19 protein-coding genes are annotated in these 21,287 nt (G+C 70.4%); 3 read left to right on the forward strand and 16 right to left on the reverse strand.

Features of this window, described 5'->3' with window-relative positions:
* Positions 1–39 precede the first annotated feature (39 nt).
* From OHA25_RS34110 to OHA25_RS34140, 7 genes are all read right to left on the reverse strand, one after another.
* Positions 40–1,593: an MDR family MFS transporter gene (locus tag OHA25_RS34110; protein WP_327581021.1), complete on the reverse strand. Its 1,554-nt coding sequence runs from the start codon at positions 1,591–1,593 to the stop codon at positions 40–42.
* Positions 1,590–2,807 carry an FAD-dependent oxidoreductase gene (locus tag OHA25_RS34115; RefSeq protein WP_327581022.1) on the reverse strand — a complete coding sequence of 406 codons (1,218 nt, stop codon included), beginning with the start codon at positions 2,805–2,807 and terminating at the stop codon, positions 1,590–1,592. The genes OHA25_RS34110 and OHA25_RS34115 overlap by 4 nt, the downstream gene beginning before the upstream one ends.
* A complete protein-coding gene (locus OHA25_RS34120) occupies positions 2,804–3,988 on the reverse strand; it encodes an FAD-dependent oxidoreductase (protein ID WP_327581023.1) in 1,185 nt (394 codons plus the stop codon). The genes OHA25_RS34115 and OHA25_RS34120 overlap by 4 nt, the downstream gene beginning before the upstream one ends.
* Positions 3,985–4,650, reverse strand: a complete 666-nt coding sequence (locus OHA25_RS34125; protein ID WP_327581024.1) for a carboxymuconolactone decarboxylase family protein — start codon at positions 4,648–4,650, stop codon at positions 3,985–3,987. Before OHA25_RS34125 ends, OHA25_RS34120 begins: the two co-directional genes overlap by 4 nt.
* Before the next feature lie 13 nt (positions 4,651–4,663).
* A complete protein-coding gene (locus OHA25_RS34130) occupies positions 4,664–5,482 on the reverse strand; it encodes an SDR family oxidoreductase (RefSeq protein ID WP_327581025.1) in 819 nt (272 codons plus the stop codon).
* A 32-nt stretch (positions 5,483–5,514) separates the two neighbouring features.
* Positions 5,515–5,979: an SAM-dependent methyltransferase gene (locus OHA25_RS34135; protein WP_327581026.1), complete on the reverse strand. Its 465-nt coding sequence runs from the start codon at positions 5,977–5,979 to the stop codon at positions 5,515–5,517.
* A 217-nt stretch (positions 5,980–6,196) separates the two neighbouring features.
* On the reverse strand, positions 6,197–6,802 hold the full coding sequence (locus OHA25_RS34140) for an HXXEE domain-containing protein (protein ID WP_327581027.1): 606 nt from the start codon (positions 6,800–6,802) through the stop codon (positions 6,197–6,199).
* A gap of 202 nt (positions 6,803–7,004) precedes the next feature.
* On the opposite strand from OHA25_RS34140, the gene OHA25_RS34145 reads away from it, so the two are divergent.
* Positions 7,005–7,268, forward strand: a complete 264-nt coding sequence (locus OHA25_RS34145) for a hypothetical protein (protein ID WP_327581028.1) — start codon at positions 7,005–7,007, stop codon at positions 7,266–7,268.
* Between the two features lie 55 nt (positions 7,269–7,323).
* Positions 7,324–8,040: a hypothetical protein gene (locus OHA25_RS34150; protein WP_327581029.1), complete on the forward strand. Its 717-nt coding sequence runs from the start codon at positions 7,324–7,326 to the stop codon at positions 8,038–8,040.
* Positions 8,041–8,047: 7 nt separating this feature from the next.
* Here the strand turns inward: OHA25_RS34150 and OHA25_RS34155 are convergent, their stop codons facing one another.
* Both OHA25_RS34155 and OHA25_RS34160 read right to left on the reverse strand, forming a co-directional pair.
* On the reverse strand, positions 8,048–10,765 hold the full coding sequence (locus OHA25_RS34155; RefSeq protein WP_327581030.1) for a LuxR C-terminal-related transcriptional regulator: 2,718 nt from the start codon (positions 10,763–10,765) through the stop codon (positions 8,048–8,050).
* 89 nt (positions 10,766–10,854) lie between these two features.
* Positions 10,855–12,456, reverse strand: a complete 1,602-nt coding sequence (locus tag OHA25_RS34160) for an FAD-dependent monooxygenase (protein ID WP_327581031.1) — start codon at positions 12,454–12,456, stop codon at positions 10,855–10,857.
* Positions 12,457–12,533: 77 nt separating this feature from the next.
* Between OHA25_RS34160 and OHA25_RS34165 the strand changes: the two genes are divergently transcribed.
* Positions 12,534–13,112, forward strand: a complete 579-nt coding sequence (locus OHA25_RS34165; RefSeq protein ID WP_327581032.1) for a TetR/AcrR family transcriptional regulator — start codon at positions 12,534–12,536, stop codon at positions 13,110–13,112.
* Between the two features lie 210 nt (positions 13,113–13,322).
* Here OHA25_RS34165 and OHA25_RS34170 read toward each other — a convergent pair whose 3' ends face one another.
* From OHA25_RS34170 to OHA25_RS34200, 7 genes are read right to left on the reverse strand one after another with little or no spacing between them, the layout of a single operon-like run.
* Positions 13,323–14,678 carry an aminopeptidase P family protein gene (locus tag OHA25_RS34170; protein ID WP_327581033.1) on the reverse strand — a complete coding sequence of 452 codons (1,356 nt, stop codon included), beginning with the start codon at positions 14,676–14,678 and terminating at the stop codon, positions 13,323–13,325.
* The gene (locus OHA25_RS34175; protein ID WP_327581034.1) at positions 14,671–15,945 is read right to left on the reverse strand and encodes an alpha/beta fold hydrolase; all 1,275 of its coding nucleotides are present in this window, start codon (positions 15,943–15,945) and stop codon (positions 14,671–14,673) included. The genes OHA25_RS34170 and OHA25_RS34175 overlap by 8 nt, the downstream gene beginning before the upstream one ends.
* Positions 15,942–16,754 carry an ATP-binding cassette domain-containing protein gene (locus OHA25_RS34180; RefSeq protein WP_327581035.1) on the reverse strand — a complete coding sequence of 271 codons (813 nt, stop codon included), beginning with the start codon at positions 16,752–16,754 and terminating at the stop codon, positions 15,942–15,944. Before OHA25_RS34180 ends, OHA25_RS34175 begins: the two co-directional genes overlap by 4 nt.
* Entirely contained in the window at positions 16,751–17,557 is an 807-nt protein-coding gene (locus tag OHA25_RS34185; protein ID WP_327581036.1) for an ABC transporter ATP-binding protein, read from the reverse strand. The genes OHA25_RS34180 and OHA25_RS34185 overlap by 4 nt, the downstream gene beginning before the upstream one ends.
* Positions 17,554–18,549 carry an ABC transporter permease gene (locus OHA25_RS34190; RefSeq protein WP_327591081.1) on the reverse strand — a complete coding sequence of 332 codons (996 nt, stop codon included), beginning with the start codon at positions 18,547–18,549 and terminating at the stop codon, positions 17,554–17,556. The genes OHA25_RS34185 and OHA25_RS34190 overlap by 4 nt, the downstream gene beginning before the upstream one ends.
* On the reverse strand, positions 18,549–19,460 hold the full coding sequence (locus OHA25_RS34195; RefSeq protein WP_327581037.1) for an ABC transporter permease: 912 nt from the start codon (positions 19,458–19,460) through the stop codon (positions 18,549–18,551). Before OHA25_RS34195 ends, OHA25_RS34190 begins: the two co-directional genes overlap by 1 nt.
* The gene (locus OHA25_RS34200) at positions 19,461–21,143 is read right to left on the reverse strand and encodes an ABC transporter substrate-binding protein (RefSeq protein WP_327581038.1); all 1,683 of its coding nucleotides are present in this window, start codon (positions 21,141–21,143) and stop codon (positions 19,461–19,463) included.
* Positions 21,144–21,287 lie beyond the last annotated feature (144 nt).

The following is a 21,287-nucleotide window of genomic DNA, read 5'->3' on the forward strand; positions in this document are numbered from 1 at the left end:
CCCGCGACCAGTCCACCGCCAAGTCAGTGCCGCGGCGAGTCATCGTCGAGGGCCGCCCCTTCGACCTCGATACCGCGGCCGTCCTCGCCGCGACGACCCCGTGACGTGCACGGATTGCGTGGAACCGGGACCGCGTCCGACCGACTGGTCGCGCCCGGCTGACCGGTCGGCCGGGGCAGGTCGCGATCGGGGCAGTAGCCAGGCGGGGATGAGGGCGATGAGAGCGAAGCCGACCGTCCACCAGAAGGTTTCGCCGAACGCGCCTTCCAGCGCGGCGGGGGTGCCGTTGCCAGCGGTGACCCGTTGGAGGACGACGGCCAGGACAGCGGTGCCCAACGAGCCGCCGACGCGCTGGACGACACTGGTCAGACCGGTGGCGCCGGGGATCTGGTCGGAACGCAGTCCGTGGTAGGCGCCGGCCATCATCGCCACGCCCGCCATGCCCAGTCCCATGCCCCGGACCAGCAGGGTGATGATCTGGAGCAGGTCGCCGGTGCCGGACAGGGCGAACGGGATCGTCGCCGCGACAGTGACGCCCAGCCCGACCAGGACCAGAGGGCGGGCGCCGATGTGGTCGGTGAGCCGCCCAGCGATCAGCAGCGACAGGGCGGTGCCCACCCCCTGGGGGGCGAGCATGAGCCCGGTCTCGACGGTCGTCAGGTCGTGGACCTGCTGGTAGTACAGCGGTAGCAGGAACATCGGCCCGAAGATCGAGGCTCCGGACAGGAACGTCAGGGTCGCCACAAGCGCGTACGAGCGGTGGCGGAAGAGCCGAAGATCGAGAAGGGAGGCGGTTCCGGTCCGCAGGGCGTGCCAGGCGAACGCCGCGACCAGGCTCACCCCGGCCACAAGGCTGATGATCGCCACGGTGCTGCCGAGGCCCCGGCCTTCCGCACCGTCCTCACCGCCGATCTGCGCGAGTCCGTACACCAGTGCGGCCAGGCCGGGTGACAGCAGGACGAGGCCCAGGACGTCCAGCGGCGGCCGGCCGTCCGGCCGGCCGGAGGGCATCGCGCGCCAGGCGAGCAGCAAGGCCAGACCGACCACCGGCACGTTGACGAAGAACACCCAGCGCCAGCCCGCACCGTCGATGAGCACGCCGCCCAGGATCGGCCCGATGATCGGTGCGAGCTGGCCCGGGATCGCCACCAGCGCCATGACCCGCCCGAACCGCGACGGCCCGGCGGCCTGAGCCAGGATCGTCTGCGCCAGCGGCAGGATCGTGCCGCCCGCCAGTCCCTGCATCACCCGAAAGGCGATCAGGCTCTCGATCGACCAGGCCAGGCCGCACAGCACCGATGCGACGACGAAGACCGACAGCGCCGACATCCACATCGCCTTCGCGCCGAAGCGCTGCACCGACCAGCCGGTGAGCGGGATCGCCATCGCCATGGCCAGCAGGTAGGCCGTGGCCACCCACTGCACCGTCGCCAGGGGCGCGTCGAACCGCCGCCCGAGTCCGTCGATGGCGACGCTGAGGATCGTGGTGTCCAGCAACGACGCCAGCGCGCCCACCACCACGACGCCGGCGAGCCTGAGCAGGGCGGGATCCAAGCGTGCGGGCCGGGCCGCCCGATTCGCCTCCGGGGTCACCGTCTCTGCTCCGGACGCCGCGCGTACGCTGGGGCGTGCTCGGGCCGGGGACCGAACGCGAGCAGCTTCGAGGGAATCTTCTTGAACGATGGGAAGTACCTGGCCAGGAAGACCAGCGGGCGCGGCGGCCTGGCGCCCTTGCCGGAGAAGGCGGGCACGAACATCGCGCGATGCAGCACCTGCTGGTAGCGCTGAACGAGCACAGTCGGCCACCAGCGACGCTTTTGCACCTTGGCCAGGTCAGCGGTGGAGAGCCGCCCAGCGCGCAGCGCTTCGATCAGAATCGTCGCGGCGGCGACCGCGTCCTGCACGGCGAGATTGATGCCCATACCGCCGGCTGGTGACATGGCGTGAGCGGCGTCACCGATGAGCAGCACACCCTCGGCATACCAGCGCTCCAGCCGGTTCAGCTTCACGTCGAGCAGATGCAGGTCGTCCATGCTCCGAAGGTGGTCCACTCGGTCGGCGAACTGCGGCAGCAGCCCGGCGATCCGCTCGCGGAAGCGTTCCACTCCCTCGGCCCGAAGCTGCGGGTCGGCGCCCTTCCTGGTGAAGTAGGCGATCTGGTAGTAGTCCTCCCGGGTGAAGCAGAGCGCGATCTGGTCACCTTTGAACTGTCCGTTGAGCCGCGCGATCTCGTCGCGTTCCTCCGGATGGCGGGGCAGCCGGAACCACCAGGTGTCGAAGGGCACCGGGAACTCGCGGGCCGCCATTCCCAGCTCATGGCGGATGGTCGAGTGCCGCCCGTCGCAGGCCACCGTCAAGTCGGCACGCAGCTCCAGATCACCGCAGCGCACACCGACGACCTTGCCGCCCTCCCTGAGCAGCCCGGTTACCGCCGTGTTCATCAGCAGGGTGAAAGACGGCTCTCGTGCGGCCTCCTCGGCCAGGAAGTTCAGCAGGTCCCACTGGGGCATCATCGCGACGTAGTTGTACGGCTCCGGCAGTCCGGCGATGTCGCTCAGTGCGATCCTGCTCCCGTCGGGCAGCGGGGCCTCCAGTTCTCCGAGGCGGCTCTGCGGCAGCCGGCGGAACTTCGCGCCCAGCCCGAGCTCGTCCATCAGCCGGATCGTCGAGGCGTGCACGGTGTCGCCGCGGAAGTCACGCAGGAAGTCGCCGTGTTTCTCCAGCACGGTCACCTCGATGCCGCCCCTGGCCAGCAGGAGCCCCAGCATCATTCCGGCCGGACCGCCGCCGGCGATGACAACGCTCATCTCGGGATCTCCTGGATGTGCTCGGGTCGGAAGCCGAAGGCGAGGAACCGCCCGGCCAGGTAGCGGGGGATGGCGGTGCGCTGGATCAGGAAGCGGGCCAGGGCGGGCAGCCGGCCGTCCTGGCGCTTGTCGTCGAAGGCCTGGCGCTGCAGGACTCCCTGCACCCGCTGGGTGAGGACGGTGGGCCACTCGCGGCGGTGCTCGACCGCGGCGAGGTGGGCGTCGTCGAGCGTGCCGTCCAGAAGCGGGCGGATGAGGATGTTGGCGGCAGCGATGGCGTCCTGGACCGCCAGGTTGATGCCCACCCCGCCGACCGGTGACATGGCGTGCGCGGCGTCGCCGATACACAACAGCCCGGGCTGGTGCCAGGTGTGCAGGCGGTTGACCCGCACCTCCAGGAAGCCCATCGCCTCGAAGGAGGCCAGTTCGCCGGTGCGGTCGGCGAACATCGGGGCCACCTCGGCCACGTCCCTGCGGAAGGCCTCGATGCCCTTGGCCTTCCAGGTGTCGAAGCCGCCCTTGCCGATGAGGTAGCCGCACTGCCAGAACTCGCCGCGGTCGATCGCGACCATGCCGCGGCCCCGGGCGAGCTGGAAGAGCAGGTTCTCCCGGTCACCGGCGTGTCTGGTCAGGCGGAACCAGATCACGTCGATGGGTGCGCCGAGCTCGTGCACCCGTATTCCGGCCGCCTGCCGTATCGCCGAATTGCGGCCGTCGGCGCCGACGACCAGATCCGCGTGGAACTCGCGCCCGTCGTCGCAACGGACCCCCACGACCTTGCCGACGCGGCGGATGACGTCGCGCACCGGGGTGCTCATGTGCAGGGTGAAATTCGGATATCGCAGGGCCTCCTCGGCGAGCAGATTGAGGAAGTCCCACTGCGGCACGAAGGCGATGTACGGAAATTTCACCTTCATCCCGGCGAACGCCTCGATGGGCGTCAGCCCGCCGTCGAGGGGCACGTTGAGCTTGGTGACCTTGCGATGGTCGAGCTGGTGGAAGCGCTCCGAAAGGCCCAGTTGGTCGAGCGCCTCGAGGGTGGAGGGATGCACGGTGTCGCCGCGGAAGTCGCGCAGGAAGTCCTTGTGCTTTTCGAGCACGGTGACCTCGATCCCGGCACGGGCCAGCAGCAGGCCGAGCATCATCCCAGCCGGACCTCCTCCGGCGATCACCACGCTCATGCGCCCTGCCTCGGCTGCGGGAGCAGCGCCTGCGCGGCGGCCCAGACTCGCGGCATGCCGAACTCGGCCACACCACGGAGCAGATCGCGCAGGGTCTCGTCGGTGGCCCCGGCCGACCTGGCCAGCTCGGCGTGCAGGCGCAGGGATTCGCCGAGCGTCTGGTAGAAGACGTCCACGACCAGGCAGGCGAGCGCGCGCTCGCGGACGCTGAGGTACGGGCGGGCCCAGCGCTGGGCGAACTGGTCCTCGGTGAAGGCGGCCAGGCCCGAGTCCACGTCCTCCAGGGCGCGTACGGCTCGCGCGAGCGGTCCGGTCAGCGGTGTGGGTTCGACGGGCTTGTCGTCCTGGGCCTGGGGTAGTCCGAGCTCGGTCAGGCGTTGGAGGGCGGTGACCACGATCGGGTAGCCCACGTAGGGCGCCAGGTGCCGGTAGAGCTCGCGGATCGCCTCGGAGTCGACCCCCTGGGCCAGGGCCATCTGAAGGTGCATGGCGAGGGGCAGGTCGAGGTGGGGGTGGCACAGGTCGGCGGTCAGGCAGATGAAGGCCTTCTCCCGCGTGGTCAGGTGGGGGAGGCCCCACAGGTTGTGGCCCGCGCCGACCGCGCACTGGGCGAAGACAGGGTCGAGCGCGGTCAGGGCCTCGGCTCCGGCGAGCTGGGTCATGGGGGTGCTCCGTTCAGGACAGTCCGAGCGCGCGCAGGCGCAGGCGGTCGAGGGTGTATTGGGGGACGATGCGGCCGAGCGTGCTCATCAGGCGTGACTTCTTGCCGACCGGGTAGCGGGAGCGGGGCTTGCGGGCGGCCAGGGCGTGCAGGACCGCCTGGGCGACCACGTCGGGGCTGGAGCCGGAACGCTCCTCCTCGAGCCCGGCTGTGGTCATGGTGCGGTAGGCGGTGCCGTACAGGCGCCTGCCCTCCTCACCGAGGGAGGCCAGGCGCGGTTCGACCTCGTCCTCCAGCTTGTCGACCGCGTCGGTGTGGATGGAGCCGGGTTCGATGAGGACTGCCGCCACGCCGTACGGCTTGAGCTCCATGCGCAGGGCGTCGTTCAGCGAGCGGATGGCGTGCTTGGAGGAGCACAGCGGCCCGCCGAAGGGCAACGTGATCCAGCTGCCCACCGAGCCGACCGTGATCACCCGCCCGCGTGAGGCCCGCAGCTTCGGCAGCATCGCCTGGGTGACCGCCACCTGGCCGAACACGTTGACCTCGTACTGCCAGCGCAACGCGTCCAGCGGGACGAACTCCACGGGCCCGGTGACGCCGATGCCGGCGTTGTTGACCAGGGCATCCAGGTGGCCCAGGCGCTCGGCGGCCGCGGCGATCTGGCGGGCGTCGGTCACGTCGAGAATGATCGGGGTGACGGTGGGGCCGAGCGCGGCGCCGTCGGCCTCCTTGCGAACTCCGGCGTGGACGTTGAAGCCCTCGCGGGCCAGCAGCAGCGCGGTGGCGCGCCCGATTCCGGTGGAGGCGCCGGTCACCAGGACGGTCTTCGACATGAAGGGCTCCCTAGGATTGTTGACATGTGGGCTCAGTAATAGGCACGCATCAGCTCGGTCGCCCACTCCGGCTGCACCGTCTCGCCCTGCGGGCCGAACTCGGTCATGTAGGGCTTGATGTCCAAGACCGGGCTGCCGTCGATGGCGTCCAGGCCGCGGACATGGATGTCCAGGCCGTCCACGGCAAGCAGTCGGCAGCGGGAGACGCCCAGCAGGTTCGGGCGGTTCTTGCCCCGCTGAGCGAAGATGCCGACCTTGGGCCAGTCCAGGTTGCCCCGAGGGTGACGGGCGGAGGTGTTGATCGAGGACGGGTCCACGAGATGGAACTGGAACACCACCTCCAGGTGCGAGAAGGCGTCCAGGCCGGCGAGCGCCTCCGGCGCGAAACGGGTCCCGTCGAGGCGGATCAGCGCCTTCTCGGTATTCCAGTCGTCGTCGAGCGCCTCAGCGCGTCCACCGACGACCGTTCCCACTGGCTGCACGACGATTCGTTCCATGTTGTCTTCCGTAGTCGAGTCAAGGTCATCGAGTGCCTTCTTCCCGGAGGCCGACGGCCGGCAGCAGCATCAGCGTCCGCCGAGCCGGGCCGACGCCCGCTGCATCACCGCGACGAGCAACTCGCGTCTTCTCTGCATGGCACGCAGCAGGTCCACCGGCACCGATCCACCACGCAAGAGGGCGCCGGACAGGATGTTGGACGGTCCGGCCGTGTCGCTACCTGACCAGCGACTGGATCGGGCGGGCCGCTCGCTCCTCGGCCTTGAGCAGGCGGTTCTCCTTGATGAGGAAGTAGATGAGTAGCCCGCTCATGATGAAGTGGCCGCCGGCGGTGTACAGGCCGGGGAAGTAGCCGCCCTTGATGATCGGAAAGACGAAGTGGGCGATGCCGTTGAGCAGGCCGGCGCCGAGGGCGTACCACCACAGGAAGAAGTTGGACACGCGGATCTGGTAGAGCGCGCCCGCGCCGGCGAAGAAGTACAGCGCGCCGAAACCGAAGACGAAGACGAGCAGGAACTCGTTCATCGGCCAGTCCCGAGGCGAGTCGAACAGCTCGACGATCTCGTGCGGGAAGCCGCCGGTGTACTCCTCGGCCATGTGGATGAGCTGGAAGCCCACCGCGCACAGGTAGACGGCGATCACCTTCCTGGATTTCACCGGGCGGGCGTAGCTGAAGGTCATCCAGCCGCTCCAGGCGAGCACGCTGGCCACCACGAGGACCATCGCGCCTTGAAGCGGGAGGGTGAGAAGCGCCCAGGCACAGAAGGCCGCGGCTAGGATCGCCATGATGGTCGCCGAGTAGGGTTCAGGTCGTTTGGTCATGGCTTGGACACTATGAAGATCGTGATGTGTGTCGCCTCTGTCACCTGACTGATGTGCATGCCGGTCACATCAGTCACCTGACGGAGGCGATGCCCCAAGGGCCATGGCTAGCGTCCCGCGACCGGGCCGCTACCTGGCCTGGCCCAGTACGCCACCGGAGACCGACTCGTGACGCGGCCCTTCACCGTGGAGGCGGCGGGGCATGCGGTACGCCGTCAGCGTGCTGCCCGCCGATCCAGTAGAGGTGCGGGTGACCTCCGGCGAGGCCGACACGGTCACGGTGGCGGCGGTCATGCCGAGCATGGGCCACGCCCTGCCGCCGGTCGGCACCGTCCAAGCCGATCCCGGCCACTTCGTCGCCGAGGAGAGGATGTTCGTCATGGACGGCGTGTGGGAGCTGTCTATCACCGTCTCCGGGGCTCAGGGACAGGAGACGATCAGCATCAGCACGGTAGTCGACCGGTGAACATCAGTCAGATGACGGAAGCGATCCTCGAGCGCCTCTGGCTAGCGTCGGCGCCATGAAGCTGATCAATGACCACTTGGCTGTCAAGGCCCGCGTGCTGCCCCCGACCGGCGACGGCTTTCTCATGCTAGCCGGCGAGGTCGGCTCCTGGCGTGGTCCCTTCGCGTCCCCTCCCGTTCAGCTGGCCGCCCACCTCAAGGCCCTGGCCGCGGGCAGCGAGGCGCGCGAGGGGAACGTGTTCCGCGCGGTCCTGCGGCCACCCGGCGAGGGCGACGAGCTGCTGGCAGCCCGGGGCATCCGGCCGGCCCGCTTCGACGTCGTCGTGCTGATCCGCACCGCGTCCGTGGAGGCGGCCCTGGAGTTGCGCGAGAGCGCCGCCTACAAGGAGCTCGCCCAGACGCTCCGCGCGGTCGCCCGCCGTACCCACGAGATCGTCGCGAGCAACGCCGGACGGCTCGGCGACGTGGACCACAGCCAGGACCATTGCTTCCTGTTCAACTACTTCTACGCCGACGACCGCGAGACCCTGCTGAAGGTATGGCAATACACCGCCGGGTGGTTCCAGGCCAAGACCGCGCTGCCCAACTCCGCGCTGATGCAACCGCTGGAGGGCGAGCCCGCCGACTACGGGCTCGTGAACCACGCCAGCTGGCCGAACTGGCGGACCTTCCTACCCAGCCTGATCTTCCGGCCCACCTTCCGCAGCTTCGTGCTGGCCAACTTCAAGGCCAACGGCATCGCCGCGCAGCCGATCATCTACCGCCAGGTGTGATCTACCCTCAGGTCAGTCCCGGGAGTCTGGTCAGCTCGGCACGCGAGGAGACGCCTAGCTTGGGAAAGGCCTTGTACAGATGAGAGGCGACCGTGCGCGGGCTCAGGAACAGCTGCGCGCCGATCTCGCGGTTCGAGGCGCCCGTGACGGCCAGCCGTACCACCTGGAGCTCCTGGGGGGTCAGCACGGCCAGTGGATCTCCGGCACGGGAGCGATCCGGTAGTAGGGAGAGCCCGGTGGCGCGCAGCTCGGCGGCCGCGCGGGCAGACCAAGGAGCCGCGCCGAGCCGGTCGAAGGCGTCCATGGCGGACTGGAGGTGGGTGCGTGCCTCGGCGCGGCTGTTGTGGCGGCGCAGCCACTCCCCGTAGACCAGGCGGGTGCGTGCCTCGTCGAAGGGTTGCTCGCCCTCGGCGTGCAGGGCCAGCGCCCTCTTGTACAGGCCCGGGGCGGCGCTGTCCGGAGCCACCAGCGCACGGAGTCGATGCAGGACGGCAAGCGGCCTGGCCCGCCCTGTGGCCCGCGCCCACTCCGCGTACCGGCGCAGCGGTTCCGTCGCGCGCTGGGGATTTCCCGCCCGCGCAGCGGCCTCGACGTAGTCGGGCCAGGCGTACCGCCAGAGGAAGGCGTGGCGTGTGGGCCCCGTCGCCGCCTGCTCGATCCGCTCGAGCACGGCCTCGTAGCGTCCCGCTCCGAGGTCGAGCATCAGCCGCGCGTACTCCGCCCAGTAAGCTCCCGGCATCCACCTGCGGTGGTCGGCGTCACGGATCGCCTGCTCGGCCATCGCCGCGCATTCCTCTTCCGCGCCGGCGACCGCGGACAGCCAGGCGTGCACGCCCGCCAGGTAGCTGCTCCACTGCGGCTGGCCGACGTCGGAGGCCAGGGCCAGGCCCGCGGCCACGGTGGCTCGCGCGGACCGGTGGTGTCCGCTGATGAGCTGGGCGATAGAGAAGATCGTCATGGCCTGGGGCATGCGTCCAAGTCGTCCCTCGGCCCGGCAGTCCTCGACGAGCCCGGTCGTGTCGTCCAGCATGCCGTCGTGATCGGCGCGGACGATGGCCTGGTAGGTGAGGATGAAGCGCACCTCGAACGGTATGCGATCAGACAGGTCCGGCATCGGGTAGGTCAGCGTGGTCACGGGGTCCCCCTCGAGGATCAGACGGAAGGCATGGTTGAACGTGCGCACGACAGCGGCCAGCCCGTCGCCGTCCGGGCACAGTTCCTCGGTACGGCGGGCCAACGCGAGCTGGTCGGGGTGCGTTGCACTGGCCCAGGTGTAGAAGCCCGCCATGCTCAGCAGCGACAACTTGGCAGTCATGTCGCCGACCGCCCCGGCTCCCTCGTGCAGCAGGCGAACACCCTCCAGGGGCCGGCCCGCCTCAATCTCCAGCTTCGCTCTCACCTGGGCCAGCTCGGCCAGCACGGCCACGGCCGGCGTTGTATCCTCCGCCAGCCGCCGCGCCCGGTCCACGAGTTCACGCGCGCGCTCCCATAAGCCCGCCTCGGCCGCGGCCTCGGCTGCGGCCGTCCACCGGCGCGTTGCCTCGGCGGGATCGGCCGACAGCTCGGCCGCCCGCGCGTAGGCCGCCGACACCGCCGTCTGCCCGCCGCGCTGCCGGGCGCGCAGCGCCAGGCACTCCATCTGGCCGGCCACCTCCTCGTCGGGCTGCAGGGTGACAGCAGCCAGGTGCCAGGCCCGCCGATCGTCGTCGACCGCCTCGGCCAGCGCCCGGTGCGCCGCCATCCGGGCGGCGAAGTCGCAGGCCAGCAGCACCGCGCTACGCACCAGCGGGTGGCGGAAGGCGACGCCCCCTGGGCCCACCCGGATCAGGCCGGCCCGTTCGGCTTCGGTGAAGTCGATCAGTGAGGCGCCGAGCAGGCTGACCGCCCGTGCGAGCACGCCCAGCTCGGCGCGGTCGTCGAGGGCCGCCACCAGCAGGCAGGAGCGGGTGGCCGCGGGTAGCGCCGCGATCCGGTCGCGGAAGCCGGTCAGCACCCGGTCGGTCACCAGCGTCGCCGTACCGAGGGAGAAGGACAGCGGGAGGAGGCCGCCCCTGCGCTGCTCGGCGGTGAGCATGCGGGGCAGCTCGATCAGCGCGAGCGGGTTGCCCCTGGCCTCGGCGACGAGCTGGTCGCGTACGGCCGGCGGCAGGTCAGCCGCCTGCTCGGCGAGAAGCCTCTGGGCGGCCTCGGCATCCAGCTCGCCCAGCCACAGCTCGGGCAGCCCCCGTGCGGGGAAGGTCCCGTCGCCCTCCCGCACGGCGAACAGGACAGCCACGGGCTCGGCATGCAGGCGGCGTGCGGCGAACAGCAGCGCGTCGGCCGACTCGCCGTCCAGCCACTGCGCATCGTCGACCAGGCAGACCACTGGGCCCGCCGCCGACAGCTCCACAAGGAGACTGAGCGTCGCCAGCCCGACGAGAAAGCGGTCCCCCCGGGTGGCGCCGCCGAGGCCGAGCGCGCCGCGTAACGCCTCCGCCTGTTGTGGTGGCAGCGCCTCGACATGATCGAGAACTGGGCAGAGCAATACGTGCAAGGCGGCGAACGGCAGGTCTGCCTCGGACTCGACACCGGTCACCCGCAGCACCCGCGCCCGCGCTTTCGCCGCGGCATAATCCAGGAGGCCCGACTTGCCGATGCCCGCCTCGCCACGCACCACCAGAGCGCCGGACCGGCCCTCCAGCAACTCGCCGATGACGGACTGCTCCGCTTGACGTCCGTACAACATGGCACTCCAACAACGCTTATCCGTCATGACGTGGGAAAAGGCTTCGCTCACCTTAGCGGCGCACCCTCTGGCGACGCCGTCCGACGTTCTCAGGTCGCGCTCGGTGTGGCGGCCGCGCGGGTGGGAGACAGGATTCGGTCGAGGTAGTCGGCCACGACCCGGGCGTCGTCGGTGCGCACGGCGATGTGGCCGTCGGGGCGGATCAGGACCAGGGTGCCGGGGCGAGCCCGGTAGAGCCGGGGTGCCTCCTGGCCGATGAGGGCTTGTGGGGAGCCGGTCCGGCCGGAGCCAGCGACCTGCAGGGCGCTGACGTGCGGGCCTTGGAGGGTGGCGAGGGGTTGGGTGGTCTCCGCGCCGAAACCCAGAAGGGTCCAGTGCGGACCGCGGGTGACGTCGAACAGGCGGAGCGGGGCGCCGTCGGGGGTGGTGCCGCGGGCGTCGGGCGCACGGTCACCAGCCTTGGGGCCGCGGCGCGGGCCGCCGGCCAGGGTGAGGGGCGAGTCGGGGTAGGCGATGTCGAGCTGGCTGGTCATGGCCAGCAGGCGGCTCATGACGGCAGGCCGCTTGATGAGCGGGAAGATCACATGATCGCGCAGGAACCGGCGCACGCCCTTGAGCGTGAAGACGGACTCGAAACCGCGGGAGCTGCCGGCAAGGACCTTGGCAGCGACAGGGATCCGCTCGGCGCCGTAGCTGTCCAGGATCGCCTCGGGCGCGCCGGCGAGGGCCGCGGCCAGCTTCCAGCCGAGGTTGTAGGCGTCCTGGATGCCGGTGTTCATGCCCTGGCCGCCCGCTGGGGAGTGCACGTGCGCGGCATCGCCGGCCAGGAAGACGCGGCCATACCGGTAGCTGCGGACCATCCGGGCGTTGAAGCGGTAACGCGACAGCCAGGTGGCCTCGCTCAGCGTCACGCCGGTGCGGCCGGACCGCTCGCCGAACAGCTCGCGGAAGAGCTTCAGCGTGGGCTCGGCAACCGCGCCGTCGGGGCCGGGAAGCACGCTGGCCTGGTACTGCCAGGCGCTGTCGGCGTTCGGCAGCGGCGCGACGGCCAGGTAGGAGCCGTCCTCGCCGAACCAGGCGTAGGAGGCGTCGCCGGCCAAGCCGTGGATCTTCACGTCGCCGACGAGGAAGACCTGGTCGGTGCGGGTGTGGCCGTCCATTGTCGTGCCGAGGAGGTGCCGGACGGTGCTGTGCCCGCCGTCGCTGCCGACCAGGTAGCGGGCCCGGACGGTCTGGCCGTTGGCCAGCGTGGCGGTGACGCCGCCGTCGTCTTGTGCGAAGGCGCTCAGCGCGGCGCCGTAGATCACCTGGCCGCCAAGGGCAGCCAGCCGGTCACGCAGGATCTGCTCCACGCGCCACTCGGGCAACATCACCAGGTCGGGGTACGGCACGCCCGGCCGTGGTCCCCCAGCGGTGGCGGTGGCCAGTTCCACGGCGAGCTCGTGTCCCTGGTAGACCCGCAGTGGCAAGCCCACGGTGCCGTTGGTCAGGATCTCATCGATCACGCCCAGGTCGTCCAGCACCTCCAGGCTGCGCGGCTGGAGCCCCTTGCCGCGCGATCCGATCGCGGGCGCCTGGCCGGCATCGACCAGCAGGTGATCGATGCCCCGGCGGGCGAGTTCGACGGACAACGTCAGACCGGTCGGGCCGGCGCCCGCTACCAGGACCTGAGTGGTGGTGCCGGTCGTCATCGGCGTTCCCTTCACCCGAAGCGATCTACTACATCGTAGTACTACGTTGTAGTACGACGCTGTAGTAGAGTCAAGGCGTGCCGAAGGAAAGTGATCGACGCGAACTGCTGGCCGACACCGCGATGCGGCTCATCGACGAGGTCGGCCTCGCCGGGGTGACCCACCGCGCCGTCGACGCGGCCGCCGGTGTCCCGGTCGGCACCACCTCCAACTACTTCCGCACCCGGGCCACCCTCTACGAGGCGATCGCCCACCGGATCCTGGACCAGCAGCTCGCCGCCCTGCAGGCCGCACCGGCGACGCCACCCGACCGCGAGAGCCTCGTCGACAGCCTCACCGCCGCCATCGACGACGGGACCGGCCCGGCACGCAACCGCTATCTGGCCCGGTTCGAGCTGTCCCTGGAGGCCGCGCGCAATCCCCGGCTGGCCGCCCTCATGCGCGAACTGCGCGCCGTGACCCTGCGCATCCGCGCCGCCCAGTTCCGCGCCATACATCCCGACGCGGCAGACGAGCAGCTCGACGCCCTCGGCTCCCTGCTGACCGGAGTGACCTTCGACCGCATCACCCTCGGCGTTCCCGGCATGGACACTCGGGCCCTCGTCCAGGCCCTGATAGCAGCGTTCCTGCCAGCAGAGGGCAGGAGTGAACCGTAGGACACCTCCGTAATCCGTCCCGGCGGGGGAGGGGCTGACAGTCGGGGGCAGCACCACTGAAAACCAGGCCAGCGGCGCAGCCGGCAGAAACGCACATCGGAAACGTGCTTTCCGTGTTTGGGTCGAGGCTCAGGTTGTCCCTGGCCCCCACATGTGCAAAAGGTACGTGTCCGAGGGGAGGGGCCTCGTGCGGTGGGCAGGGGCGAGGGGTCAGGAGCGTTCCTTGGTCCAGCGCTCCAGGCCCGGCGCGTCGATGGGCAGGGCGGCGGAGAGGATCTCCGCACCTGTCGCCGTGACCAGCAGGTCGTCCTCGATCCGCACCCCGATCCCGCGCAGCTCAGGCGGTACCGTGCGGTCGTGGGCGTGGAAGTACAGGCCGGGTTCGACCGTCAGCACCATGCCCGGCGTTATCAGGGCCCCGTGGTAGGCCTCCGGCCGGGAGCGGGCGCAGTCGTGCACGTCCAGTCCCAGATGGTGGCCGATGCCGCAGATCAGGTAGCGCCGATGGTGCTGACCCTGGTCGGACAGCGCCTCGTCCACCGAGACCGGCAGCAGCCCCCAGTCGTGCAGCCCCCGCGCGATGACCTCCATGGCGGCGTGGTGGAAATCGGTGAACGCCCGTCCCGGCGCGACCTGCGCCAGCCCGGCCCGGTGCGCTCGCTCCACCAGGTCGTGCACCTGCCGCTGGGCGGGCGAGAAGGCCCCCGACACGGGGAAGGTGCGGGTGACATCGGCGGTGTAGTGGCTGCGGACCTCCACCCCCATGTCGAGCAGCAGCAGCTCGCCCGCGCGCACCGGCCCGTCGCAGCGCACCCAGTGCAGGGTGGGCGCGTGCGGCCCGGCGCCCACGATGCTCGCGTAGCCGGGACCGTTGCCGTACGTCCTGGCGTACCGGTCGAACGTGCCCTGCAGCCAGCGCTCGCCCCCGCCCGCCACCGCCGCCGGAACCTCGGCGAGCACGGCCGCGAAGCCCTCGACGGTACGGTCGACCGCCTCGCGCAGCTGGGCGATCTCCCACTCGTCCTTGATCATGCGGAGCTCGGCCAGCGTCCGCGCCAGCTCCTCCGAACGCTCCTCCCATCCGGGACCCGCCACCAACGCGCCAGGGGGCGGCCCGGCGAAGGACGGCAGCGGACGCACCTCGATCCCAAGCGCGGCCGACCACTCCTCCAGCGACGGCGACGGGCCCACCCACAACTCGCCGTAAGCGGCGTCGGAGAAGAAACCCGGGTCGCCGGGGCGGGCCGGCGGCGGCAGGTACAAGGTGGCGTCACCGTCACGGACCACCGCCACCGCGTCCTCCACCGCGCAGCCGGTCAGCCAGAAGAAGTCGCTGTCCACGCGGAAGTCGTAGCCGGTGTCATTGCTGCGCACCGGCGCCCGGCCGGCCGCGACGACCACCGTCGCGCCGGGGAGCGCGGCGGCGAGGCGGGCCCGGTGGCCGGCGGCCGCCTCGGCGGCGCCCGGCACCAGGTCGGGGGTGCGGGCGGGGGTGTCCCAGCCCTGGGTGATGTACTCGGTGAACGCGGGGATCTCCGACAGTTTGGGCAGCCTGCCGTCACTCACCGGTGATTCCTCCTCCCATGTCGCGGACCAGCCCGGTCAGCCTGGCGAAGACGCGGTCCTCGCCGATGCCGTCGTGCTCATACTCGTTCGTCACCCACGCCTGCGCGTTGCCGACGCGGGCCGCCGTGTCCAGCTGCAGGCCGGAGTCGACGTACATGTCATCGAAGTAGACCGCGGCGGCCACCGGCACCTCGTTGGCGGCCAGCCGGTCCAGGTCGTACAGGCGTGGCCACTCCGCCCGCTCGGCGAGCAGCTCGACGGCGGCGCGGAAGGGCCGCAGTGCGCGGATCTCCTCGAACATCCAGGGATAGATCATCTCCCCGGTGAACAGCAGCGGCCTGGCCTCCTCGGCGAAGGCCGGATGCCGGGCCCGCTCCCGCTCCGCAGCCCACGCGGTCGCGCCCGTACCGGAGCCGTAGATGCTTTCCTGCAACGCCGCGAACAGCGGGTTGTCGGCGAACGACGTACGCGCCAGCACCTGGTGCAGGAACGTCTCCGGCAATCCCTCCGCTTCGTCCAGCAGCCAGTGCATCCGCTCGTAGCCCGGCTTCATGCCGAAGTCGAGACCGAGGGACTGCAGCCGCCGCACGGTCAGCACGTCGCCGTCCGGCAGCCGCACGTCACCCTCGGCCAGCCGGTCGGCGAGCCGGGCGACGGTCTCGGCGTGGTGCGGATAGCGGCGGTAGAACGCGGCGTTCTTGGCCGCCACCCGGGGATAGGTGCGCCGGTAGACCTCCACGGCGTCCGGCTCCAGCGCCGGCAGCCCGCCCGCCACGTAGCAGACGCTCAGCCCCTCCGGCGCCGCCGACAAGTACGTCAGCGTCAGGAAGCCGCCGTAACTCTGCCCCAGCGTCGACCAGCGTCTGCCGCCGAAGACGGTCTTCCGCAGGTGCTCGGCGTCGGCCACGATCGAGTCCGCGCGGAAGCAGGTCAGATAGCCGGCCCCTTCCCGGGCGCCGAGCGCGCTCATCACCCGCCCGTCGATCCGCGAGCTGCGGCCGGTGCCGCGCTGATCCAGCAGGATCACCCGGTACGTCTCCAATGCCTTGCCCAGCCACCCCGACGTACCCACCGGCCGCGGCCCCTTGCCGCCGGGCCCGCCCTGCAGGAACAGCAGGCACGGCAGGTCCTCGCGGTCGCGGTCCGGAGCCACCAGCTCCCGGGCGAACACCGTGATCGCGGCCCCCGGGTCCGACCAGTCGAGCGGCACCTCCACCACGTGGTCGCGCACCCGCATCCCGGGAATCGTGTACGTCGCGGTGATCAAGACTTCTCCCTCCTGCGGCGCTCCCACTCCGGGTTGATGCGGGGAATGGCCGCCAGCAGCGTCCTGGTGTACTCGTGGCGCGGGTCGCCGAACACCTGCCCGGTGTCGCCGAGCTCGACGATCCGCCCCTTGCTCATCACCGCCACCCGATGCGCGATCTGCCGGACGACCGCCAGGTCGTGGGCGATGAACACGTAGCTGAAGCCGCTCTCCCGCTGCAGCCGCCGCAGCAGCTCGATCACCTGCGCCTGCACCGACACGTCCAGCGCCGACACGGCCTCGTCGCAGATGACCAGCCTCGGGTTGACGGCCAGCGCGCGGCCGATGCCGATGCGCTGCGCCTGCCCGCCGGAGAACTGCGCCGGATACCGCAGCGAATGGTCCGGGTTCAGCCCAACCCGCTCCATCAGCTCCTTGGCGTGCGCTCGCCGGTTCCCGTTCGGCGCGATGCCCTGGTAGTCCAGCGGCGCCGTCAGGATCCGCTCCACCGTGTGGCGCGGGTTGAGGGAGGAGAACGGGTCCTGGAAGACGACCTGGACGCCGGCGCGGAAGTGGGCCAGCGCCGCCCCCTGGGCCCGGGTGACGTCCTCGCCCTCGAACTCCAGCGTGCCCGCGGTCGGCTCCATGAGCTTGGCGATCATGCGGGCGGTCGTGGACTTGCCGCTGCCCGACTCGCCCACCACGGCCAGCGTCTCGCCGGGCCGGACGTCGAAGCTCACCTGGTCGACGGCCATGAACTCGGCCTTCGCGCCCAGCGGGCCGCGCGAGACGAAGCGTTTGGTCAGGTCCCTCGCCCGCAACAACGTCATGCGGTCACCTCGTCGTCGATCGGGTCGTCGATGCGCGGGACGCTGTCCAGCAACATCCGCGTGTAGTCGTGGCGGGGCTCGGCGAACACCTGCTCGGCGGTGCCGTACTCGACCTGCTCGCCCTGCCGCATCACCAGCACGCGGGTGGCGATGGAGCTGATCACCGCCAGGTCGTGCGTGACGAACACCAGGCCCATGCCGCCGCTGCGGTCGGCGAGCAGGCGCAGGATCTGCGCCTGTACGGTCACGTCCAGCGCCGTGGTCGGCTCGTCGGCGATCAGCAGCGCCGGCGAGCACACCAGCGCCATCGCGATCATGACACGCTGCCGCTGCCCGCCCGAGAACTGGTGCGGGTAGAAGCCGGCACGCCGCTCCGGCTCCGGCAGCCCGACCTGCTCCAGCGCCGCGACCGCGACCTTCCTCGCCTCCTTCCTGGAACCGCCGCGGTGCTCGCGGTAGACCTCCTCGATCTGCAGGCCGACCGTGTAGTACGGGTTCAGCGACGACAGCGGATCCTGGAAGATCATCGACATGCGGTCGCCCCTCAAGCGCCGCAGATCCCGGTCCGGCCGCCCGAGCAGCTCCACGCCGTCCAGCCGCACGCTGCCACTCGCCCGGGCGCCCTTGGGTAGCAACCCCATGATCGCGAGGCTGGTCATCGACTTGCCGGAGCCGGACTCGCCGACGATGCCGAGGGTCTCGTCCCGGTCCAGGGTGAAGGACACGTCCTTGACCACGTCCACCGGCCCGCGCGTGGTCGGGAAGGTGACCGTCAGGTCCTCCACGACAAGCAGGTCGCTCATCTCGCCGCGATCCTCACTCTCGGGTCCAGCGCCGTGTACAGCAGATCCACCACCACGTTCCCGACCACCACGAAGAACGCCGCCAGCAACGTCACCGCCATGATCACCGGCTGGTCGTTCTTCGCGATGGAGTCGGCCGCCATCTTGCCGACCCCGTTCAGCCCGAACACCGTCTCGGTGATCAGCGCGCCGCCCAGCAGCGCCGCGAAGTCCATGCCGAAGATCGTGGCGATCGGCGTCAGCGCCGGCCGCAGCGCGTGCCTGCGCAGGGTCAGCGCCGGGTTCAGCCCCTTGGCCCGGGCCGTGCGCATGAAGTTCTCGGCCAGCGTGTCGATCACGTTGGCGCGGGTCAGCCGCGCGTACAGGCAGGCGTAGCCGGTGGCCAGCACGACCCACGGCATCAGGTACGACTGGAACCACACGACCGGGTCGTCGCCGAACGCCACGGCCTGCGGGAACGGCAGCACCTGCAGCTGCACCACCAGCACGTACTGCAGGGCCAGCGCCAGCACGTAGTTCGGGATACTGGAGCCGCCCAGCGCCAGCCCCATCGCCGCCCGGTCCCACCACGTGCCCTCCCTCACCGCGCTCACCAGGCCCGCGACGATCCCGACGAGCAGCCACAACACCGCCGCCCCGATCGCGACGGTCGCGCTGACCGGCAGCCGCTCCACCACCATGTCCCACACGGACTGGTTGGTCTGGAAGCTGTAGCCAAGGCACGGCGCCGCGCAGTGCACGAGGTTCGCACCCTCGCCGTAGTCCCGGCCGGCGAAGAGCCCGGCGAGGAACGACCCGAACTGCGTGATGAACGGCTCGTCCAGCCCCAGCACCGAGCGGATCTGGTCGATGCGCTCCGGCGTGCACGTCTTGCCGCAGATCATCACCGCCGGATCCGGCGACAGCGTGAAGAAGATGACGAACGTGAACAAGCACACCAGGAAAAGGATCACCACGACACCGGCGGCCCGCCCGGCCAGGTAACGCGCCATCACGAGGCCTCCCCGGCGTCCAAGGCGGCCCGCAGCCGGTCACCCAGCACCGTCAGCGACAACACGGTCAGGAACAGGAACGTGCCCGGGATCGCGAAGTACATCGGGTCCACGGCGTACCAGCCGACCGAGCTGGAGATCATCTGACCCCACGACGGCGTCGGCGGCGCCACCCCGACCCCCAGGAACGACAGGCCCGCCTCCGTGCCGACGTAACCGGGCACGGCGAGCGTGGTCATCACGATGAGGGAACTGCGCAGATTCGGAAGGATCTCCTTGAACACCAGCGCCGCGGTGGATGCGCCGGAGGCCCGCGCGGCCTCCACGAACTCCCTGGTCACCAGCGTCAGCGTCTGGCCGCGCACCACCCGCGCGAGGTACGGCCAGCCGAACCCGCTGATCACCACGACCAGCAGCACCTCCCGGTTGCCCTGCGGCAACGACGACAAGATCGCGATCATGAAGATGAGTGCGGGAAAGGCCATGAGGAAGTCCATGACCCGGCAGATCACCTGATCCACCCAGCCCTGGCGGAACCCGGCCAGCATGCCCAGCACCACCCCCAGCAGGGTGGTCAGCGCGGTGGCGGCCGCCGCGATCAGCAGCGACACGCGCGCGCCGTACGCGATGCGGGCCAGGATGTCGCGCCCGTTCTGCGGCTCGACACCCAGGGGATGCTCGGCGCTGATCCCGCCCAGCGCGCCGTGCGGCACCCCGCCCAGGTCGGTGTTGACGGCCGCGGTGTCGAAGTCGTTCGGGCCGTGCCCGGTGACGGCGCTGATCAACGGCGCGCAGACGGCCATCAGCACGATCAGGATCAGGAACGCGGCGCTGAGGACCGCGCCGCGGTCGCGCAGCAGCGCGCCCGCGACGCGGTGCGTGTGAGGGCGCGCAGAGGTTACGGCGGCCATCTACTTCGTCGGCTTCGCCAGTCCGACGGAGACCAGGTCGATGCCGGCGGAGTACGCGTTGGACAGGTACGCGCCCGCGATGTTGGCACCCGCGACGTTGACCACCTTCTCGTACGCCAGCGGCACCACCGGCGCCAGCTCCATGATCTGCTTGTCCAGCTCGCCGTAGGCGGCGTTGGCCTGCTGGACGTCCTGCATCGCGGCGATCTCGTCGATCCGCTCGTTGATCGCCTTGTCGTCGATCTGCGCGATGTTCGCGTTGCCCTTGGACGTGATGTTGCGGCCGTCGAACAGCGGCGGCAGGAACGTCGCACCCGACGCCCAGTCGGGGCACCAGCCGGTGACGGCGGCGTCGTTCTGCTGCGCCGGCGTGCCGATCACCTCGTAGAACGTCGACGTGTCGATGTTCTTGATCTTGACGTCGATCTTGACCTGCTTGAGCGCCTCCTGGATCGCCACCGCCACCGCCGCCATCTTCGGGGTCGTCCGGCTGTCCAGCGTCATGGTGAACCCGTCGGCCAGGCCCGCCTCGGCCAGCAGCTGCCTGGCCTTCTCGACGTCATAGGGGTACGGGTCGTAGTCCACCCGGCCCGCGACCGTGGGCGGCTGGATCGACGTGCCCTTCTGCGCCAGGGTGCCGCCGCCCATCCCCGCGACGATGGTGTCCTTGTTGATGGCGTGGTTGATCGCCTGGCGCACGCGCACGTCGCTCAGGTGCTTCTTCGTGGTGTTCAGGCCCATGTAGGTGGTGCAGCCGTTGAGCCCGGACAGCGTGCGCGCCTTGATCTGCGGCGTCTGCACCCGCGCCACCGTCTGCGCCTGGATGGACGCGGCGATGGCGTCGGCGTCGGCGCCCTGCCCGGCCAGCATGCGCTCGTCGATCGTCGCCAGGTCCAGCCCGAACGTCCACTCGAACGCGTCCGGCTTGGCCGCGCGCAGGCTGTCGGTCTCGCGCTTCCAGTACGGGTTGCGCACCAGCTTCAGCGACACGCCCCGCTGGTAGCTCGCCACCTTGTACGGCCCGCTCGCGATCGGCTTGGTGTCGAACGCCGCCGCCGCGCCGGTGCCCTTGGGGAACGGGGTGAAGTTGACCATCGCCAGCGCGCTCGGGAAGTCGGCGAACGGCTTCTTCAGGTGGAAGACGACCGTCTTGGCGTCGGGGGTCTCAATGGTGTCGAGATCCCCGGACAGGTAGGGGCCCTTGTAGTCCTTGGGCGCCTCCAGCAGCAGCCGCGCGTACGGCGAGCCGATCCCGGCCTCGGGGTCGAAGGCGCGCGAGAAGCCGAACTTCACCGCCTCGCTGGTGATCGGCGTGCCGTCCTCGAAGAACAGGTTGTCCTTGAGGGTGTACGTCCACGTCTTGGCGTTGTCGGACGGCTTTCCCGTGTCGGTCGCCAGGTCCGCCACGATCTTCGTGCTCTCGGCCCCCGGCCCCGCCCCGAACGTCGTCAGCCCCCGGTAGATGAGCCGGTAGAAGTTGTTCACACCGCCGTCCCAGCCGCGTGCCGGGTCCAGGTGCGAGAAGTCCGCGTTGGCCAGGAAGTGCACCGTGCCGCCGGTCGCCGCGGGCGCGCCGGGTCCGCCCGACGAGCCGGTGGCGGGAGCCCCGCCGCCCCCTCCGCAGGCGGTGAGCGCCAGCAGGACGGCCGTGGTGAGGCTCGCGAACGCCGCCGATCTCCTCATGTCACCTTCCCAGTAATGTGTGGCATTGCACTGGACCTTAGGTGTCAGGAAGGTGTTTGCCAAGGGTCAAGGGATCGACTTAAACAGAACGTAACCACGAAAACGGCCGCCCAGCTCTCGCCGGACGGCCGATGATCGAGTCTG

It is taken from the genome of Nonomuraea sp. NBC_00507 (genome assembly GCF_036013525.1).
Lineage (GTDB): Bacteria > Actinomycetota > Actinomycetes > Streptosporangiales > Streptosporangiaceae > Nonomuraea.

Coding starts and splice junctions, on each gene's coding strand:
- OHA25_RS34115 (WP_327581022.1), bottom strand. CDS start 2,807: ATGAGCGTTGTCATCGCCGGCGGCGGTCCGGCCGGAATGATGCTGGGG.
- OHA25_RS34120 (WP_327581023.1), bottom strand. CDS start 3,988: ATGAGCGTGGTGATCGCCGGAGGAGGTCCGGCTGGGATGATGCTCGGC.
- OHA25_RS34125 (WP_327581024.1), bottom strand. CDS start 4,650: ATGACCCAGCTCGCCGGAGCCGAGGCCCTGACCGCGCTCGACCCTGTC.
- OHA25_RS34130 (WP_327581025.1), bottom strand. CDS start 5,482: ATGTCGAAGACCGTCCTGGTGACCGGCGCCTCCACCGGAATCGGGCGC.
- OHA25_RS34135 (WP_327581026.1), bottom strand. CDS start 5,979: ATGGAACGAATCGTCGTGCAGCCAGTGGGAACGGTCGTCGGTGGACGC.
- OHA25_RS34140 (WP_327581027.1), bottom strand. CDS start 6,802: ATGACCAAACGACCTGAACCCTACTCGGCGACCATCATGGCGATCCTA.
- OHA25_RS34145 (WP_327581028.1), top strand. CDS start 7,005: ATGCGGTACGCCGTCAGCGTGCTGCCCGCCGATCCAGTAGAGGTGCGG.
- OHA25_RS34150 (WP_327581029.1), top strand. CDS start 7,324: ATGAAGCTGATCAATGACCACTTGGCTGTCAAGGCCCGCGTGCTGCCC.
- OHA25_RS34155 (WP_327581030.1), bottom strand. CDS start 10,765: ATGTTGTACGGACGTCAAGCGGAGCAGTCCGTCATCGGCGAGTTGCTG.
- OHA25_RS34160 (WP_327581031.1), bottom strand. CDS start 12,456: ATGACGACCGGCACCACCACTCAGGTCCTGGTAGCGGGCGCCGGCCCG.
- OHA25_RS34180 (WP_327581035.1), bottom strand. CDS start 16,754: ATGACGTTGTTGCGGGCGAGGGACCTGACCAAACGCTTCGTCTCGCGC.
- OHA25_RS34185 (WP_327581036.1), bottom strand. CDS start 17,557: ATGAGCGACCTGCTTGTCGTGGAGGACCTGACGGTCACCTTCCCGACC.
- OHA25_RS34190 (WP_327591081.1), bottom strand. CDS start 18,549: ATGGCGCGTTACCTGGCCGGGCGGGCCGCCGGTGTCGTGGTGATCCTT.
- OHA25_RS34195 (WP_327581037.1), bottom strand. CDS start 19,460: ATGGCCGCCGTAACCTCTGCGCGCCCTCACACGCACCGCGTCGCGGGC.
- OHA25_RS34200 (WP_327581038.1), bottom strand. CDS start 21,143: ATGAGGAGATCGGCGGCGTTCGCGAGCCTCACCACGGCCGTCCTGCTG.